The 17977-nt window shown below is 43.1% G+C and carries 16 protein-coding genes and 1 pseudogene; 10 read left to right on the top strand and 7 right to left on the bottom strand.

What is annotated here, in order from left to right:
* A pseudogene (locus EWV60_RS17550) lies at window positions 1–109 on the top strand (IS630-like element ISMae24 family transposase); the annotation flags it as partial.
* A gap of 313 nt (window positions 110–422) precedes the next feature.
* On the top strand, window positions 423–1736 hold the full coding sequence (locus EWV60_RS17545) for a cytosine deaminase (protein WP_287233753.1): 1314 nt from the start codon (window positions 423–425) through the stop codon (window positions 1734–1736).
* Here the strand turns inward: EWV60_RS17545 and EWV60_RS17540 are convergent.
* Window positions 1713–2054: a DUF952 domain-containing protein gene (locus tag EWV60_RS17540; RefSeq protein WP_002755160.1), complete on the bottom strand. Its 342-nt coding sequence runs from the start codon at window positions 2052–2054 to the stop codon at window positions 1713–1715. The genes EWV60_RS17545 and EWV60_RS17540 overlap by 24 nt on opposite strands.
* Before the next feature lie 236 nt (window positions 2055–2290).
* On the opposite strand from EWV60_RS17540, the gene EWV60_RS17535 reads away from it, so the two are divergent.
* Together EWV60_RS17535 and EWV60_RS17530 are read left to right on the top strand one after the other, a co-directional pair.
* A complete protein-coding gene (locus EWV60_RS17535) occupies window positions 2291–3286 on the top strand; it encodes an L-lactate dehydrogenase (protein ID WP_002773766.1) in 996 nt (331 codons plus the stop codon).
* Between the two features lie 444 nt (window positions 3287–3730).
* Entirely contained in the window at window positions 3731–5047 is a 1317-nt protein-coding gene (locus EWV60_RS17530) for a serine/threonine protein kinase (RefSeq protein ID WP_103112415.1), read from the top strand.
* Window positions 5048–5112: 65 nt separating this feature from the next.
* On the opposite strand, the gene EWV60_RS17525 is transcribed toward EWV60_RS17530, so the two are convergent.
* Both EWV60_RS17525 and EWV60_RS17520 read right to left on the bottom strand, forming a co-directional pair.
* Complete coding sequence (locus EWV60_RS17525; RefSeq protein ID WP_042790799.1) at window positions 5113–5496, bottom strand: pepsin/retropepsin-like aspartic protease family protein; 384 nt, start codon at window positions 5494–5496, stop codon at window positions 5113–5115.
* Window positions 5489–5710, bottom strand: coding sequence for a hypothetical protein (locus EWV60_RS17520; RefSeq protein ID WP_002755098.1), 222 nt, complete (start codon window positions 5708–5710; stop codon window positions 5489–5491). Before EWV60_RS17520 ends, EWV60_RS17525 begins: the two co-directional genes overlap by 8 nt.
* An 874-nt stretch (window positions 5711–6584) precedes the next feature.
* Between EWV60_RS17520 and EWV60_RS17515 the strand changes: the two genes are divergently transcribed.
* The 4 genes from EWV60_RS17515 to EWV60_RS17500 all read left to right on the top strand — a co-directional run bounded on the left by EWV60_RS17515 (window position 6585) and on the right by EWV60_RS17500 (window position 11918).
* On the top strand, window positions 6585–7280 hold the full coding sequence (locus EWV60_RS17515) for a Uma2 family endonuclease (protein ID WP_287233744.1): 696 nt from the start codon (window positions 6585–6587) through the stop codon (window positions 7278–7280).
* Window positions 7281–7568: 288 nt separating this feature from the next.
* On the top strand, window positions 7569–8708 hold the full coding sequence (locus EWV60_RS17510) for a citrate synthase (protein ID WP_287233742.1): 1140 nt from the start codon (window positions 7569–7571) through the stop codon (window positions 8706–8708).
* A 199-nt stretch (window positions 8709–8907) separates the two neighbouring features.
* The gene (locus EWV60_RS17505) at window positions 8908–10650 is read left to right on the top strand and encodes an ABC transporter substrate-binding protein (protein WP_287233739.1); all 1743 of its coding nucleotides are present in this window, start codon (window positions 8908–8910) and stop codon (window positions 10648–10650) included.
* Window positions 10650–11918 carry a glycosyltransferase gene (locus EWV60_RS17500; protein WP_287233736.1) on the top strand — a complete coding sequence of 423 codons (1269 nt, stop codon included), beginning with the start codon at window positions 10650–10652 and terminating at the stop codon, window positions 11916–11918. The genes EWV60_RS17505 and EWV60_RS17500 overlap by 1 nt, the downstream gene beginning before the upstream one ends.
* Before the next feature lie 102 nt (window positions 11919–12020).
* Here EWV60_RS17500 and EWV60_RS17495 read toward each other — a convergent pair whose 3' ends face one another.
* The gene (locus EWV60_RS17495; RefSeq protein ID WP_287233733.1) at window positions 12021–12608 is read right to left on the bottom strand and encodes a hypothetical protein; all 588 of its coding nucleotides are present in this window, start codon (window positions 12606–12608) and stop codon (window positions 12021–12023) included.
* A gap of 263 nt (window positions 12609–12871) precedes the next feature.
* On the opposite strand from EWV60_RS17495, the gene EWV60_RS17490 reads away from it, so the two are divergent.
* Entirely contained in the window at window positions 12872–14095 is a 1224-nt protein-coding gene (locus EWV60_RS17490) for a DHH family phosphoesterase (RefSeq protein WP_002755088.1), read from the top strand.
* A gap of 52 nt (window positions 14096–14147) precedes the next feature.
* The gene (sixA, locus tag EWV60_RS17485; RefSeq protein ID WP_287233728.1) at window positions 14148–14642 is read left to right on the top strand and encodes a phosphohistidine phosphatase SixA; all 495 of its coding nucleotides are present in this window, start codon (window positions 14148–14150) and stop codon (window positions 14640–14642) included.
* 112 nt (window positions 14643–14754) lie between these two features.
* On the opposite strand, the gene EWV60_RS17480 is transcribed toward sixA, so the two are convergent.
* From EWV60_RS17480 to EWV60_RS17470, 3 genes are all read right to left on the bottom strand, one after another.
* Window positions 14755–15651 carry a tRNA (5-methylaminomethyl-2-thiouridine)(34)-methyltransferase MnmD gene (locus tag EWV60_RS17480; protein ID WP_002736656.1) on the bottom strand — a complete coding sequence of 299 codons (897 nt, stop codon included), beginning with the start codon at window positions 15649–15651 and terminating at the stop codon, window positions 14755–14757.
* Window positions 15611–16405: an alpha/beta fold hydrolase gene (locus EWV60_RS17475; protein WP_287233723.1), complete on the bottom strand. Its 795-nt coding sequence runs from the start codon at window positions 16403–16405 to the stop codon at window positions 15611–15613. Before EWV60_RS17475 ends, EWV60_RS17480 begins: the two co-directional genes overlap by 41 nt.
* A 189-nt stretch (window positions 16406–16594) precedes the next feature.
* A complete protein-coding gene (locus tag EWV60_RS17470; protein WP_287233719.1) occupies window positions 16595–17194 on the bottom strand; it encodes a superoxide dismutase in 600 nt (199 codons plus the stop codon).
* Window positions 17195–17977 lie beyond the last annotated feature (783 nt).

Here is a 17977-nt window from a genome sequence, read left to right as displayed (position 1 = left end):
ATATGAATGGATTGAATTTAGCGCCTATAAAGACCGAAAGAGCCTCCTCGCTTACGTTAAAAAAGTGCTGGACAATTTTGGAGGCGAGTATGTAATTAATTTTGCCTAGGTACTTACCCCCCAAACCCCCCGTTGGGGGCGTGGCGCCGCCCCCAAACCCCCCGCGCATTAGTTTTTCGGTGGGATGCTTACACGCAGCTGCTGATACATTTGTAATTATCTATAGCGTTTCCTGTTCGCAAGAGGTACATTATCGATGTTGAAAAGCTTAATTAGCAAAGGTTTAACTGTGCCACACAGGTGTGAGAACCGCTATAAGAGTTACTGATAATTGCTGACTGTCGGTATTCCTGCAAATGTGAGATGCACCGACGACCGACTCCTAACCCTAACAACAATTTTTGATTTTTACCAGAGGTCTTATGATTACATCAAGCGAGCGCTACTGGCTCAAAAATGCTCATATTCCCGTTTCCCTGCTAGAAAATGAGAGTTTCTCTCCCCAAACCTCCGAGGGATTAACCTTAGTTAATCTGGAAATTAATGACGGTAACATTAATCGCATCACCTCAACCATCCCCCCCGAAGATAATATTCCCGTCATCGACCTCGAAAAAAAGATTATTTTTCCTTGTTTTATCGATATGCACACCCATCTCGATAAAGGTCATAGTTGGCAGCGTTGTCCTAACCATGATGGCACTTTTGACAGTGCCTTAAAAATGGTTCTAGAGGATTCCCGACGGGAGTGGCGCTTAGAGGATGTGTATCGTCGCATGGAATTCGGTGTTAAATGCAGTTATGCTCACGGAACCGCCGCTATTCGCACCCATATCGACTCTTTTGGTCAACAGGCACAGATTAGCTTAACCGCTTTGGGAGAATTGCAACGACAATGGGCCAGTAAAATCACCCTGCAAGCGGTTTCTCTAGTTTCCCTTGACTACTATCAAACCTCCGAAGGAGCGGCCTTAGCCGATAAAATCGCCGAATTTGGGGGCATATTAGGGGGAGTAGCCTACACAAATCCTGATTTACAGGCACAAATTGATATTACCTTCAAATTAGCCCAAGAAAGGGGTTTAAATCTCGATTTTCATCTGGATGAAAACGGCGACCCCGATTCTACCTGTTTAGCAGCGATCGCGCGTACTGCCATCAAAGAGCAATTTGACGGACAAATCATCTGTGGTCACTGTTGCAGTTTAGCGGTACAATACCCTGAAATAATCCAAGAAACCCTAAATTTAGTCAAAAATGCGGGCATTGCTATCGTTAGCTTGCCGATGTGCAATCTCTACCTACAGGATCGTCAAGAGGAAAAAACCCCCTTTTGGCGCGGAACAACTAAGATAAAAGAGATGAAAAAAGCGGGAATTCCGGTGGCTTTTGCCAGTGATAACTGTCGCGATCCCTTTTATGGTTTTGGGGATCACGATGGTTTAGAAGTCTTTACCCAAGCGGTGCGGATTGCTCATCTCGACACACCCTACGCTGACTGGGTAAATAGTGTCACCCTCACCCCAGCAAATCTGCTCGGATTGCCCCATTTAGGGCGCATTAAGACGGGTCTAGAGGCAAATTTGTTAATTTTCAAGGCGCGATACTTTAGCGAGCTATTATCGCGACCACAGTGGGATCGCCTTGTGATTCGGCGCGGGTTGAGCATCGATACTACTCTCCCCGATTACCAAGAGTTAGATGATTTAGTTCTAGGAATCGAGCAAATCCTCTAGGGGTTTAACAAAAACTACCGATTCTAGGTTGATAGCACCGTAAATATGGGGAAAGGTCTCTCTTTCTAGCTCTAAAGTGGCATTTTCTGGGTTAGGATGCTGGGGCTGCTCCCATTTAACCGGGGACTGCAATTGTTCGAGAGAAATGGCTAAAACCAGCAAGTCTGGCTGATTTTGATAAAAAGCGTCCACAACTTTCGGAATTTGTTCTAAGGTAGAGCAATGGATAAATCCCTCATTTTTTAGGGAATACGCCCGATATTCCCCCATTTCACGAGCTATTTGCCAACCTCTTTCTGTAGTGATGTGATAGATCATCGGTTCGCCTCCTACTGTAACCTTATTCCTAATTTTAGGATATAGCCTGAAGCTGTCAGCAGCCCTCAATTCTCTTAAACTAGGGGTCAGGGAATCAAAGACAAGAAATTCGTCCGACCAATTACCAGAAAAAAATTGCCGATAATGGCCTCAAAATCTCTTGATAGTCTCTTTTTACCTGATATTAACCATTTCCCCTTAAAATGAGCTTACCGAGCCAGTAACTGCAAAAATCTATGCTAGATAAAATATTTACTCCCAATCCCTACGCTGAAAAACCCGCTCCTCTGCGTCCTCGCAAGGGGGTGATTATCGGTGTTGGTCAGGTGGGGATGGCCTGCGCTTACTCGATGTTAATTCAAGACTGTTTTGATGAATTAATTCTGCAAGATATCGCCACGGATAAAGTCGAAGGGGAAGTGATGGATTTAAGGCACGGAATGCCTTTTATTGAACCCACAGACTTGAAAATGGGAACCGTGGCCGATGTGGGACAAAATGCCGATGTGGTGATTATTACTGCCGGGGCTGCCCAAAAAGAGGGAGAAACCAGATTACATCTCCTTGAGCGAAATGTGGCGATTTTTCGCCGTATTCTGGAGGATGTGGCTGTTTACTGCCCCAGTGCTTTGATTTTGGTGGTGAGTAATCCCGTCGATATCATGACCTATGTTACCCTTAAAATCACCCATTTTCCGCCTTCTAGGGTGATTGGTTCGGGTACGGTGCTAGATTCTGCCCGTTTACGCTCTCTTTTATCCACCCAACTCCATGTAGATGCGCGTAACGTCCACGCTTATATTATCGGTGAACACGGGGATAGTGAGCTTGCTGTGTGGAGTTCGGCCAATATCGGAGGAGCAAGGTTACTCGAAGGAGATTGGCAGGATTTAAGCGCAACCGACCAAGAAAGCTTAACAGAAATTTTTCTTCAGGTTAAAAACGCCGCCTATGAAATTATCAAACGCAAGGGTTATACTAGCTATGCGATCGGTTTAGCTACCACGGATATCGTTAAAGCGATTTTACGTTCCCAAGAAAGAATTCTCACTATTAGCACTCTCCTCGATGGTCAATACGGTCTCAAAGATGTGTGTTTAAGTATTCCCTCGGTGGTTAACGAGAAAGGAGTAATTAAAACCCTGAATCTTGCTCTCAGTCCCAGAGAAACGGAACAGTTACATAATTCTGCCAAAATCATGCGCGATTTAATCGATCAACTCAAAATTTAACTTAGGGTTGGCTGAATAAATCTAAAAACATTGTTGGCTAAGATTTTTAGATTTTTTTGCCCTCAAAAAGTGCCGAACATAAGAGCGATCGAGGGCAAAATTTTGGCACTTTTTCCCCGAAAATTAGGTAATTGTGGGGTGGACTGAAGCAAGTAGTGCTAGACTTCCCGAAAAGTCTATTTTATTTCAGTTTGTTGTTAGGAATCTACTTAAAATAGGTTGTTTAATCTGGCTAATATGCTTTTGGTTATGATATGGGGAAAAGTTCCGGCGATGGCCCTAAAATGGGGTGATATGCCGAGAGTTTTTACATATCGTTACTCTCAGGAGTGTTATAGAGAAAATTTCTGTATAATTAATAGTTAGATTGCCTAGCCTTTCAGTGGCGCGATAATCGTAGAATTATTTTTAGGGCGATTAAGTTTAGGAGGTTAATTAGCACGCATGAAGGTACTCAATGAAATCAGTCGCGGTGGCTTTGGTCGGGTTGAGAGAGTTAAATTAGGCGAAGCAACTATTGCCGCACGAAAAGTATTTGATCCCGTCCCTGATATTTTGGCTGCGGCTGATATACCAAAATTAAAGAAGCGATTTCAGAGGGAGGTTCAAGTTCAGTCATTACTCAGTAGTGATTACTTTATGAAAGTTCTTGATTTTGATCTCGAAACCGAAACTCCTTGGTTTATTATGCCCCTTGCTGATCGAAACTTTTGGCAGGAGATACAGGAGGCCCGCAGTGGTGAGACTATTCCTCTATCAGCTTTATCAGATATTCTCAACGCCCTAGAAGAACTTCATTTTCTTGGTTACGTTCACCGCGATCTTAAGCCTCAAAATATTCTTTTTCATCAACAACGTTGGAAAATCTCAGATTTTGGCTTAGTTCTTCCTGTAACTAACGCTACAACTAAACTGACATCTGTTGATTCATCTTGGGGAACCGCACATTATTGCGCTCCAGAACAAGTCAAAGATTTCCGCAATGCAACACCTAGCGTGGATATCTATGCTTTTGGGTGCATATTGCATGATCTATTTGTTGGTTCTCCTCGTGTACCGTATCAAAGATATACAAGTCATGGTCCTATTGGAATGATCATTGAGAAGTGTACTGAATTTGATCCTAAAAAGCGATTCAAAAACATTTCAGCACTTCGCGGCGCACTTCTCAAGATCTTATCAGAGCCTCAAAATCTTACTCCTAGCCCTAGTGCTACAGAATGGGTAGAAAAACTGCAAGATCTCTCTGATTGGAATAGCGAGGTATTAGAAAGTTTTGCAAGATTTATAAAGACAACACAAGATGAGTCTGATTTATGGGTTGTATGTCAAGCGATTGATGAAGACGTATTAAAAAAGCTAAATTCTATTGATGAAGAACTCTGGCAAGTGATAGCGATAGCATATTGTGATTGGGCGACAGGTTCCTTTGGTTTTGATTACTGTGATGTAATTATCGGACGATTAGAAGTGATTTTTAAATTGGGTAATCTTGATTCCAAATCATCTGCTGCTCTGGCAAGTGCTATTTTAGGATGGTCGCATAATCGTTGGTTTGTCATGGAGCAAGTGATGCGTATATTAAATTCAAATTTAAATGATTTAACGGCGCAACGTATTGCAATAGAAATACAGGTTGAAGGATTACAAGATAAATTCATAGCCTGTGCAAAAGTAATTAACCGAAGTATAGACAACTATCATCCTCAAATTGCTGAGGTTTTGATTGAGTATGAGCGCGATCGCCGCTCTGGTTGTTAATGAAATCTAACACACCTCTTTTTTCTCCAGTCAAACTATTTTTGACTAATCTCGAATGCTAAGTCTTATCTGTAAAAACAGACATCAAAGGCAAGAAAGAAGTTCATCTGTCCTAGTATTAGCGGCGCATATTTATCTTGTGTCCAAGCAAAGGCTAAATCTACGGTGGGGAATTGCTCAACAGTAGCTTTAACAACCAATGCACGAGCTTCAAATCTAGCTAAATTACCTCCTAATGGCAGAGATAGCCTTTGGTTTTCCCAGACTGCACCTAAAGCTAAACCCATTTCATAGGGCAACACATTAACACTAGAGCCAGTATCCAAGAGACCCGAAACATTCAAGGATTGACTTTGATAAGTTAATGTCAATGGTAAATAAGGAAGCGCACTTAATGCCCCAAGACTAGAATCTACCTCGGTGAAAGCAAATCTTACCTTATTAGCCATGAGTCAATTCTTGTTTCTCTTTTAATGCTTGAGCAAGAATGGCGGCAGCCTCAAAAGAGTCATGTAAACCTTGTCTAGGGAGATCATCTTCAATAGACATCGGTACAATACCAGAATCCTTGAGCAACTCGGCTACAAGAAAGTTAAGTAATAAGAGCTTATCGGAGTAAGACAATTGCTTTAGCAGGGGCGCAAATTGAGTAGTTGTCAGCATGGATTCAAGAAAGTTACGGATTTTGACTTTCTGCACTTTGTCTGAGTATAACACCACCTTTGCGCTAATCCCTGCCCCAAAAGCAGGCTAACTTTGCTGTTAGACAGAAATCCCAGAAATGTTCAATCTAATCTTTATAGTTCTTCGGTTTGTGTTAGGCCATGGACGGGGTTATAAAGGGCGATTTTTGTCAATCAATTAAGTCTCTGGCCAGATGAGGATTTATTGCGATCGCATTTCCTCTATTGCGATGCCGAAGGCACTGCGTAGCAGTACGCCGCTCTGGTAGTTAATGAAATCTAACACACCTCTTTTTTCTCTAGTCAAACTATTTTTGACTAATCTCAAATGCTAAGTCGTATCTGGCTCTCCCAGGTTTGGTGGGTAAAATGTATTCTAAGATACATTCCTCCTAGCGAGGGGGTGGAACGAACCACAAAGACACAAAGGACACAAAGATCGATCATATAGTAAGTTAAACTTATCACACAGAACCTAGAAGAGCCCGTATCTGTAAAAACAAACATCAAAGGCAAGAAAAAAGTTCATCTGTCCTAACGTTTGCAGAAAAGGTTTTTATACCATTTCTCTAAATGAAAACTACACATCGAATTTAAATCCCCCTTTAAGTTCCCCTTTTTAAGGGGGATTTGGGGGGATTAAACTTCTGTAGTCAGACTTTGGAGAATTGGTATTGTAAAGTATAAGATGATAAAACTCCCAATCGAACTTTCAAAACCCACTCTCCACTCCCCACTCCCCGATACTTTTTAAACAGCATTTAAGACCATCACCATCCCTAAATATTTGCTCCGATTTTTTATAGTAAAGTTATACTATTAAGGAAGCAAAGACGAAATTCTAGGGTTAAGCAATGGTTAGACAACTCGACGACAGCCCGAAAACCACAATCGTCTATCCCGATAGCGATGGTAAACCGATGGCCGACAATACAAGACAATTTCGCTGGATTACGACGATTAAAGCGAATTTAGACTGGTTATTTGCCAATGATGCCGATGTTTTTGTCGCCGGTGATTTACTCTGGTATCCCGTGGAGGGAGATAATAAGACTCGACAAGCACCCGATGTGATGGTAGCTTTCGGCAGACCAAAAGGCGAAAGAGGTTCCTATCAACAGTGGAAAGAGAACAATATCCCCCCACAAGTGGTTTTTGAAATTCTCTCTCCGGGTAATACCCAAACGGAAATGACCAGAAAACTACTGTTTTATGACCGTTATGGTGTGGAAGAATACTACATTTATAATCCCGATAAAAATGATTTGGGTGGCTGTATTCGTCGGGAAAATCGGCTCGAAAGTCTGGAAAATCTCGATAATTGGGTCAGTCCTCGCTTGGGCATTCGTTTTCAATTAGCCCAACCAGAGTTACTCTTGTATTATCCCGATGGTCAACCTTTCACCAGTTACAACCAAGAACGACAACGGGCCGAAGCGGAACGACAACGGGCCGAAACGGAACGGCAACGGGCGGAAGCGGAACGGCAACGGGCCGAACGATTGGCGGCAAAACTGCGGGAGTTAAATATTAATCCCGAAGAAACTTAAAAAAATTATCGATCGGCTCAATCGATCGAGATAGTCTCGCTACAATGAAAGTAGATAAATATCAAGTCCACTAGCTAGAGTCGGAACGGTAAGCCCAGAAAAAATGCGCTAGGGCAGGGCTGACTAAATCGACGAAGCAATCGCTAAATAGGATTAATTTCCGTCCAATTCTCCCCAATCCTGAACAGGAGAGGCAGAACCGAAGAATTTCTATAAAATTTCGGTAAGGGTGGAAAGATCAAGTAAGTTAGCGTTAGGGCTTAATCTTCGCCACGGAAAGGTAGAACTATGACAGTTTGTGAATATCGTCCAGGTTTAGAAGGAATTCCCGCCGCCCAGTCCAGTATCAGCTTTGTGGATGGGCAAAAGGGAATCTTGGAGTATCGGGGCATTCGGATTGAGGAACTCGCCGAAAAAAGTACCTTCCTCGAAACCGCCTATCTCCTTATCTGGGGTGCTCTGCCCACGGGGGCGGAACTGGAAGAATTTGCCGATGAAATCCGTTATCATCGACGCATCAAGTACCGTATCGAAGACATGATGAAATGCTTCCCCGAAAAAGGCCATCCCATGGATGCGCTACAAACTTCGGCGGCGGCTTTGGGTTTATACTATGCCAGGCGGGCCCTGGATAATCCCGACTATATCCGTCAGGCAGTAGTCCGGCTATTAGCGAAAATCCCGACTATGGTGGCGGCGTTTCAATTAATTCGCAAAGGTAATCACCCCATTCAGCCCAACGATAGTCTTGATTATGCGGCCAATTTCCTCTATATGTTGACGGAAAAACGACCGACGGATTTAGCGGCGAAAGTTTTCGATGTCTGTTTGACTCTCCACGCCGAACATACCATGAATGCCTCGACTTTTTCGGCTATGGTGACTGCCTCCACTTTAACCGACCCCTACGGTGTCATCGCTTCAGCAGTGGGAACTCTCGCCGGCCCCCTCCACGGTGGGGCAAACGAGGAAGTATTGTTAATGTTAGAGGAAATCGGTTCGGTGGCTAATGTTCGTCCCTATGTGGAAAAATGTATCGCCAACAAACAAAAAGTTATGGGTTTTGGACACCGGGTATATAAAGTTAAGGATCCCCGGGCGACGATTTTACAAAACCTTGCCGAACAATTATTCGCGGAATTAGGTTCCGATGAATACTACGATATAGCCCTAGAATTAGAACAAGCAGTGGTGGATATCTACGGCGAAAAAGGTATCTATGCTAATGTGGATTTCTATTCGGGATTGGTCTATCGGAAATTAGGCATCCCCAGTGATTTATTTACCCCGATTTTTGCCATCTCCCGGGTGGCCGGTTGGTTGGCCCACTGGAAAGAACAATTAAATGCTAACCGCATTTTCCGTCCTACCCAAATCTACACCGGACAACACGAAGTCACCTATACACCGATCGAACAACGTTCTTAGATTTTATCTCCCATTCTTGAATGGAAACACGGTTTCTCGCCTTTGTCAATCTTTCCTAGGCGAGATTTTTTGTCTCATTTCCTGTTATATTGATGGGACAAGGAAACAGTCCATCGGCTTTCAGCTTGGTCAGTTTCGGTGTATATAGCAAGACAAGGTCTTTACTTCTAAATAGTCGGACAGAAAAATATTAAAGATTATGGTGAAATTTTGGCGCAGATTAACGGTATTTTTAATTTCTTGTTTATTGCTGATTTCCCTAACTGCTTGTGGTAATCAAGTTAGACGCAATCAAGTGGTCATATCGGTATTAAGTGACCCAAAAACCTTTAATGCTGTTTTATCGGCCGAATCCCCGAATATTTTTGGTTTAACCTACGAAGGACTATTAACAGAAAATCCCATTACTGGCAAAAAAGAACCAGTCCTGGCAGAATCTTGGACAATTTCCGATGATAATTTGAACATTATTTTTACTATGAGAGAGGGTTTAAAATGGTCAGATGGTCAACCCTTAACCGTTGATGATGTGGTTTTTACCTATAAAGATTTATATCTAAATCCTGATATTCCCAACAACTACCGCGATAGTTTAAGAATAGGATTAAAAAAAGAATTTCCAGTTATCACTAAACTAGATAATCGCCGAATCGAATTTAAACTACCCGAACCTTTTGCTCCTTTTTTAGATGCTGTCAGTTCACCGATTTTACCTAAACACGCTTTAGAAAAAACTATTCAGAAAAAAAGCCCCGATGGTAGGTTAGAATTTCTCTCCACTTGGGGGTTAGATACTCCTCCCGATAAAATTGTTTTTAATGGTGCTTATAAACTAAAAGAATATATCACGGGACAAAGGATTATTTTTGAGAATAACCCTTACTATTGGAAAAAAGATGACCGTGGACAACAATTACCCCATATAACTTCAGTAATTTGGGCAATTGTTGAATCACAGGACACAACTTTACTACAATTTCGTTCGGGAAGTTTAGATTCTATTGGGGTAACTCCCGAATTTTTCTCCCTCTTAAAAACCGAAGAAGAAAGAGGAAATTTCACTATTTTTAACGGCGGACCTGCCTACGGAACCCAATTTATCGGTTTTAATCTCAACCAAGGCAAACGCAACGGAAAACCCCTAATAGAGCCAATTAAATCCAGGTGGTTTAATAACTTAAATTTCCGTCAAGCTATTGCCTACGGCATTAATCGTCAAAGAATGATTGATGATATCTATCGAGGGTTAGGACAAGAACAAAATTCTTTTCTTTCTATCCAATCGCCTTTTTACGATAAAACCCTGAAAGGTTACGATTACAATCCCGAAAAAGCCAAAGAATTATTATTAGAGGCGGGATTTAAGTATAATAGTGATAATCTTTTAGTCGATGCCGATAATAATCCCGTTAGATTTAACCTGATTACTAATGCAGGTAACAAAATCCGGGAAGCTATTGGGGCGCAAATTAAAAATGATTTAGCCGCAATAGGAATTCAAGTGGATTTTCAAGCGATCGCTTTTAGCAATTTAGTTGATAAACTAAGTAATAGTCTAGATTGGGAAGCACATATTTTAGGTTTTACCGGCGATAATGAACCCCACGCCCCTAATATTTGGTATGTAGATGGAAATCTCCACGCTTTTAACCAACAACCTCAACCCGGCAGCCCGCCAATTCAAGGCTGGCAAGCGGCGGATTGGGAGAAAAAAATCGCCTATTTATACGTCAAAGGTTCCCAAGAATTAGACTTTGAGAAGCGCAAAGTTATCTATAATGAAATTCAACAACTTCAACAGGAATACGTCCCGTTTATTTATCTTGTCAATCCCCTCGCTTTGGGGGCCGTGCGTAACTGCTTTGAAGGAATACAATTCTCCGCCTTGGGTGGAGCATTCTGGAATCTAGAAGAATTAAAGAAAACCTGTGGAGGTGTTTAATGACTCATTTTGGTTTACTCTGTCCTACAACTTCTGGACATATTTATTCTCTCCTACCTTTAGGAAAAGAATTACAAAAACGCGGTCATAAAGTTACATGTTTTTTAACTCTTGATGGTGAAGAAATGGTGCAAGCAGCCGGCTTAGATTTTCAGGCAATTGCACCCGACCAATATCCGAAAGGCACATCAGCCAAAAATTTAGCCGAAATTGGTCAATTACGGGGAACAGCCGCCGTCCGACGCACGGTAGAATTAGTAACTGATTCTACAGCGACCCTCTTTGAAACTATCCCTCAAGAGATGCGTCGCTTGGGAATTGATGCCCTAATTGTCGATCAAGTCTCCGCCTCAGGGGGTACAATCGCAGAAAAATTGGCTATTCCCTTTATCAGTTTTTGTTCGGCATTGGTTTTAAATCGCGATCCGCTTATTCCGCCCTTTATGACCACTTGGGACTATAATCCCTCATTTATCGGGGTTATTCGCAATAAACTTGGCTATAAACTCCTTGACTCTCTGACTCGTCCCCTGAATGAGTTAATCAACCGGCAGCGTCAAGAATGGGGGTTAATTCCCTATCAAAACATCAATCAACGCTATTCACCCATCGCCCAAATTAGCCAACAACCTGCCGAATTCGAGTTTCCTCGGCAAAATTTACCCGCTCACTTTCACTTTACCGGCCCCTTTCACGATTCCTCCACCAGAAAAACGATTCCTTTTCCCTACGAAAAATTAACCGGACAACCCTTGATTTATGCTTCCCTCGGTACAATTCAAAATCGCCTACAATCGGCCTTTAATGCGATCGCCGAAGCCTGTGCCGATTTGCCGGTACAATTAGTTTTATCCTTGGGCAATACCGACTCTAACATTCAAATAACCACCAAAAACGCCCTAGTTGTTCCCTACGCTCCCCAATTAGAGCTTTTAACCAGAGCCTCTCTTACTATCACCCACGCAGGCTTAAATACTACCCTAGAATCCCTTGCCCAAGCTGTACCGATGGTGGCCATTCCCATCACTAACGACCAACCGGGGGTATCTGCTCGGATAAAATGGTCGGGGACAGGGGAAGTGATTCCGATTTCCCGTCTAGAAGTTCCCCGTTTACGAAAGGCGATTGAAAAGGTCTTATCCTTCCCCAGTTACCGAGAAAATGCCCTGAGAATGCAAAAAGCACTACAGAAGACTGGAGGAGTGAAAATGGCCGCCGATATCGTCGAAAAAGCCATTTCTACTGGCCAACCCGTCCTATCGGTATAATAGCTAGGGTCTGCTGAAAAAGTTTTTCCTGGGGACAGAGTGTGACCAACTGTCTGCATTATAACCGATAGTGTCTGCCGCCGTTCCCTGTACACGCACTTGTTAGGCATCGGATTGGCTAGAGTGTATAAACTGGTGAAAGTCTGGTGATTTAATGAATTCTTGAAGGTCTTTTATTCCCTCTATAAATGAGGTTAGCATCCACCCAAGCTCTTCAAGATGAGCTAATAATCGAGGGTTTTGTTCATCTAAAAGACTGATTAACTTATAATAGTCTTCTATAGAGCTAGTATTGAGTAGTGCTAAATCTTGATGAATCAACTTGTTTCGTTCCAACACAATGTCTGAGAGAGCCTGTTTCTGAGCATTTAAGAAATCTGAGTCACTATAGGTAGCCTTAAATGACCAAGACATACCTAACTCAGAAGAGTCTAGTTGAGGTTCAGACTGACTATCATCCACTAGCACAGTGTTATGTAATTCCTTAACCAGTTGACCTAATGTGTGCTTACGAAATCTCTTATGATTGTCAACGAACTGGTTACAGGTTGATGTTGATAATCCCTCGATCTGACTAACTGAAAGTAGATACTTTAAAATACCTTCAATCTTTGAAAAATTAACTATATTTCTGCCTAGCTTTCTTAGTGCTTCAGTTCTAACTACTTCAATATCTATCGGTTTATCCATGATTAATGGTAAGGCGTTGACTATCTAAATTATCTATCTTCACAGGTAATGGCAGCGATGGTTAATTGCCCTCACTCCTAACCGCTCTCCCAGAACAAACAGGAAAGGTCTTTTGATAGACTAGAGTTATAGCCCGACAGTGGGGAGCTAGGGGCAAGAAAAGCTTAATATTTGAGATGAACCGATCGAGCGAGAATATGGTCTAAAATTAATTAGCTCAAAAAATCCCGACTGAATCTACCCTTAAGCAAACTTTTCTAAAAATGATGGCTGAATTACTGAGTCTAGTTCCTGCCAAGTCCCTCGAAACCGATGTAGTGTTAGGGGAACCGTCGGCAGTATGTCCCCTTCCTCCAGTCACGGTTAGTAATGATACCCTACTTATTTCCCTAATTGATCGCCTGCGACGTACTTTGGAAAATCACCGCGGCGAAAATCAAATGGTGGTGATGCAGGATTTCCCGGATCCCGATGCTCTTTCTAGCGCCTGGGCCTATCAAATTATCGCCGAGCAGTACGATATTCACTGCGATATAGTCTATGCGGGTACTCTCTCCCATCAGGAAAATGTCGCTTTGGTAAAACTAACAGGTTTACCGGCTAAACGTTGGGGAGTCCATACCCTCAAGGATAGAGATCTTTCGGTTTATCAGGGTTGTGTTTTCGTCGATGGTCAGGGAACCAATAGTCAGTTAACCACTCTGGTTAAACAGGCAAAAATTCCCGTTATTGCCGTGATTGATCATCATACTCGCCAAGGGGATCTAGAGGCGGAATTTGTTGATATTCGTCCCCAAATCCGGGCAACAGCGACGATGTTAACCCAATATATCCAAAAAGGGTTACTGAATTTTAATACTAGCGATACCGTCCATGTTAAGTGTGCCACAGCTTTGATGCACGGATTGCGATCAGATACGAATAATTTAATGCAAGCGCAAGAGTGTGAATTTATTGCTGCTGGTTATCTCAGTCGTTTCTACGATGCTCAATTATTAAACGCTGTCCTGCAATCGGCCAGATCCCGACGGGTGATGGATGTGATCGAACGAGCCTTAAAAAACCGTATTATTAAAAATAATTATTCGATCGCCGGGGTCGGTTATTTGCGTTATGATGACCGAGATGCGATTCCCCAGGCTGCCGATTTTTTGGTGACAGAAGAAAATGTTCACACGGCTTTAGTTTATGGTATCGTTCACGATGAAGATGAGGATATCGAGTTAGTCATTGGTTCTATGCGTACCAGTAAAATTACCCTAGATCCCGATGAATTTCTTAAGGAAGCTTTCGGACAAGATAACCAAGGTCGCTTTTTTGGTGGTGGCCGTTATATGGCCGGAGGTTTTGAAATTCCTATCGGTTTCCTCGGTGGTTTTAATAATAATGCCGAATACGCTAAACTTAAGTGGGAAATGTATGACACCCAAATCAAACAAAAACTTTCCCATCTAGTTAACCCCGATGAAAAGGTAATTCGCACCTAAGTATCAGACCTCAGCTATCTATTATCATCGCCAAGACCGACCCGACACTGATATGAAACTTTATTTTGTGCGTCATGGATTAGCAGGACAATCGGAGGATTATCTCAACGATAGGGAACGTCCTTTAACCGAGGAAGGTAAGGCAAAAACTGCTAAAATTGCCCAAAGATTAGGACAGTTGGGGGTGAAATTTGACCTAATTCTCACTTCCCCATTGGTGCGTGCCGTGCAAACCGCCGAAATTTTGCAAAAAGCGGGTTTAAGCAGTAAAATTGAGCAATTTAATCCCCTATCGCCCAATGGCAATATTCAAGATTGGGTGCAGTGGTGGCAAAAGTCCGACTATCAGCGAGAGGAAAACGCGATTGCACTGGTGGGCCACGAACCGGATTTAGGCTATTGGACGGAAATGCTAGTTTGGGGCAAGTTTCAAGGAAAATTATCGGTCAAAAAAGCGGGAATAATTGGTCTAGAGGTTCCCAATCAACAAAATCCCCTAGGTAAGTGTCAGTTATTCTGGTTGACAGCCCCGAAATTACTCCTATAGGGTGGGACTTTCGGAAAACGCGAGCGAGAATTGTCTCTAGTCAAACCCTAGAACCGAGACAGCATCAGCAATACAAACAAATTTTAGCCCGGGGATTCTTTCCCAATTAATCTCATTCCGAGATTTCGATCGAACTCACCGCTCTTTGCCAACGTTTTTTCCAGTGGCTAGTCGGTTCTAAGTCAGAGAGAGCCTGTTCGCTGCGACGACGTTGTATAATCACTTCGGCTGGGTCGGTTAAAGTCTCGTCTCGATAGGGAATAGCGGCCTTAGTTTGCAGATGTTCCCGTTCCTGTGCCGATAGAGATGGGGGTAAGGACAAAAAACTGGCTATTGTCCCCGGCGATCGCCGCCCGACGCTATCGGTGGCTCCAATCTGCAATCCTGCTAATTGTAAAGCCCTTCGCACCGAGGCAGCACAGGAATAGGTGACTAAATAACCCGTCGGACTCAGGCATTTGGCCACTAAAGCTAAAAACTCCACCGTCCACAGTTGCGGACATTTACTCGGGGAAAAGGGATCGAGAAAAATTGCCTCCGCTTGAAAACCCGCCTCAATCACCTTGGTTATCGTCTGTCGCGCATCCCCGATTAACAGTTTAGCGGTGAGATTAGGCAAGTCCAGCCGGTGATTATGGGCAAAATCACTTAAATATTCGGGAATTGGTTGACTCCAACTATTTAAGAGATTCTCTCTAATAGCTGCTAGGGGAACCATTCGATCGCTTTCTAACGCTAATAATTCTACCCGACAATCCCCCCTAACTCGCCAAATGGCTGCCAAGGCTGCGGCGGCATTATACCCTAAGCCGTAACAAATGTCAAGAACTTTCAGATTATTGCTCTGGTCTGCTTTTGCTGCCAGACGACTGGAGAGGATAAATTTTTTCTCGGCTTCTTCCCTTGCCCCAGAGGTAGAATGATAACATTCGCCGAATTCGGTCGAAAAAAAGGTATAAGAACCATCCTCAGTGACTTTTTGCGGGTAAGCTTCGGGGGAGACAAGCATGGTGATGAAGAATGTCTTTGAGGTGAATATCGGTTTCCAGTAGGCAAGCGTGACCACTATGGGGCAGAATTGTTAATTTTGCGGCGGGTAACTGCTGAATTAGGCGTTTAGCCTCCGCTACCGATGGTAAGAGTCGATCTCCTTGACTGGCTATCACTAACACCTCCAATTGCAGACTTTTTAACTCGCTGGCACTAACCTGAAACCGTTGTAACTGGGATAAACGCCAGCTAATCGTCTTCGGTGGGACGTATTGCATGGCTTTGAGGAGAGAGCTGCGATCTTCCCGGGATATTCGACCCAGAGCGGCCAGAAAGGGTAAAATAGTTAGTGCCGAGCTGCTATGGATGAAATCGGGCATCATCTGGGTGATACCGATTCCCAAGCTTAAAAGAGGTCTTTGATTAAAAGAAGAAGCAGGGTTAATTAAAATCAGTTTTTTAAGCAATTTTGGTGATTTTGTCGCTATTTTCAAGGCTAAACAGCCACCAAAAGACTCACCGCAGAGATAGACTTTTCTCGATTGTCCCTTTAATTCCTGTGCCAATAAAGCAATCACGCAATCGCTTAATTCCTCCCAATCGCCGAGATATAGCGGGGAAATCGCCAAACAACGCAGATCGAAGTAAGGAGCAAGGTTTTTAATCTGACGATGGTATAGTTGGCCGCTGCCATCCATTCCGGGTAAAAATACAAACAGGGGATAATCGGGACGGGGATGACGGGGAATAATCCAACTGACAGGTTGTTCCATTGTGCGAGAAGCGCGATCGATGTTAAAAAAGTTTTTTCTGGTTATCTATTTTAAGGATAATCAATATTAGAGAGATTTGCCAATTTTAATAGTACGATTAACTCCCAACCTATGGATTGTTTCTCCCTGCTCGCCAACCCCTGATAACTGATAACTGATAACTGATAACTGATTAACTGAGCCAAATTTTTAGGCCGCCGCTAAATTAGCAGCCACGAAATCCCAATTAACCAACTTGGTTAAAAAGTCGCTGATGTAATCGGGACGACGATTTTGGTAGTCGAGATAATAAGCGTGTTCCCACACATCCATAGTTAAGAGGGGAACCTGTCCGGCGGTTAAAGGATTGTCAGCGTTGCCGGTTTTGGTGACTTTGAGAGTACCGTTATCGAGAACCAACCAAGCCCAACCGCTACCGAATTGAGTCGCTCCGGCGGTTTTGAAAGCTTCGACAAATTTCTCGAAACTGCCGAAATCTGCGTTAATTTTAGCGGCTAAAGCACCAGTAGGCGCACCGCCACCCGCCAGTTTCATGCAGTCCCAATAAAAACTATGATTCCATGCTTGGGCGGCATTGTTGAAAACCCCAGCTTTAGAAGCATCACCAGCAACCTTAACGATAACTTCTTCTAAAGAGAGAGCATCGAGTTCCGTATCTTTGACCAAACCGTTATAGTTATTGACATAAGCGGCGTGGTGCTTGTCGTGGTGGAATTCTAGAGTACTTTTGGTGATGCAAGGCTCTAAGGCAGTGTAATCGTAGGGTAAAGGGGGAAGTGTGTAAGCCATCTGTTGTTCTTTATATCCTCTCTTGAGAGCTTGTTTAAGGTAGTGTTGATAAAACTTTACATCCTTGATCATAGCACCGAAGGAGACTTGATCAGTGATCACTAATCGATCAGCTTTTTTCTCCCTTCTCCCCCCTCCCTTCTCCCTGATAGGTGTAGGTTTATTATAAAGAGGTGAGCAGTCACACACTCAAGGTGAGAACATCAAGCTAGAGATTTAGAGGAGCATCGTGAAAGGCAATGCCGAAAAACAAATATCTCAAGCAGTGGTTGTGCATAGTTTCAGAGCATCTCAAGACTGAGACGATGGATACTACTCTCTCACAGTGGCCGTTCTTTTCCACGTCTTTAGGGAGTCCGGCTCGGTTTTTTTTCGCCGCAGTGACAGCAATTCTCAGTTTTAGAGCAAGCCTTTTAGGAATTTAAAGAACATTTTAAAGGGGGATTTTTGGGGCAACTTTGGGTGTACTATCACCTCAAAAGCCTGAAGACTCGTGAAATGAAATTCGCCATCCCATTGAATTTTACCCCGTATTATGCGAACTAACTCCCAAAAGCCTTGCTACAGGGCAAATTGAGAATTGCTGCCCTATGTATTTATTTCTATTTTCTGGTTCTTCGGTTTGTGTTATGCAATGGACGGGGGTTATAAGGGATGAAACCCTTATAGCTGGACTTCCCCGTTGACAAAAGGCCATAACCTGTGCTGTAGAAGGGATTAAGAGAATTTCCGCCGCCCCGTTACTGGGTACAAATCAGGGAAACTCCCAATAAATCTAACGCT

It is taken from the genome of Microcystis sp. Msp_OC_L_20101000_S702 (assembly GCF_007095705.1).
Taxonomy (GTDB): domain Bacteria; phylum Cyanobacteriota; class Cyanobacteriia; order Cyanobacteriales; family Microcystaceae; genus Microcystis; species Microcystis ichthyoblabe_A.
The sequence above is the reverse complement of the archived record's forward strand: the minus strand, read 5'-3'. Positions and strand labels throughout refer to the sequence as shown.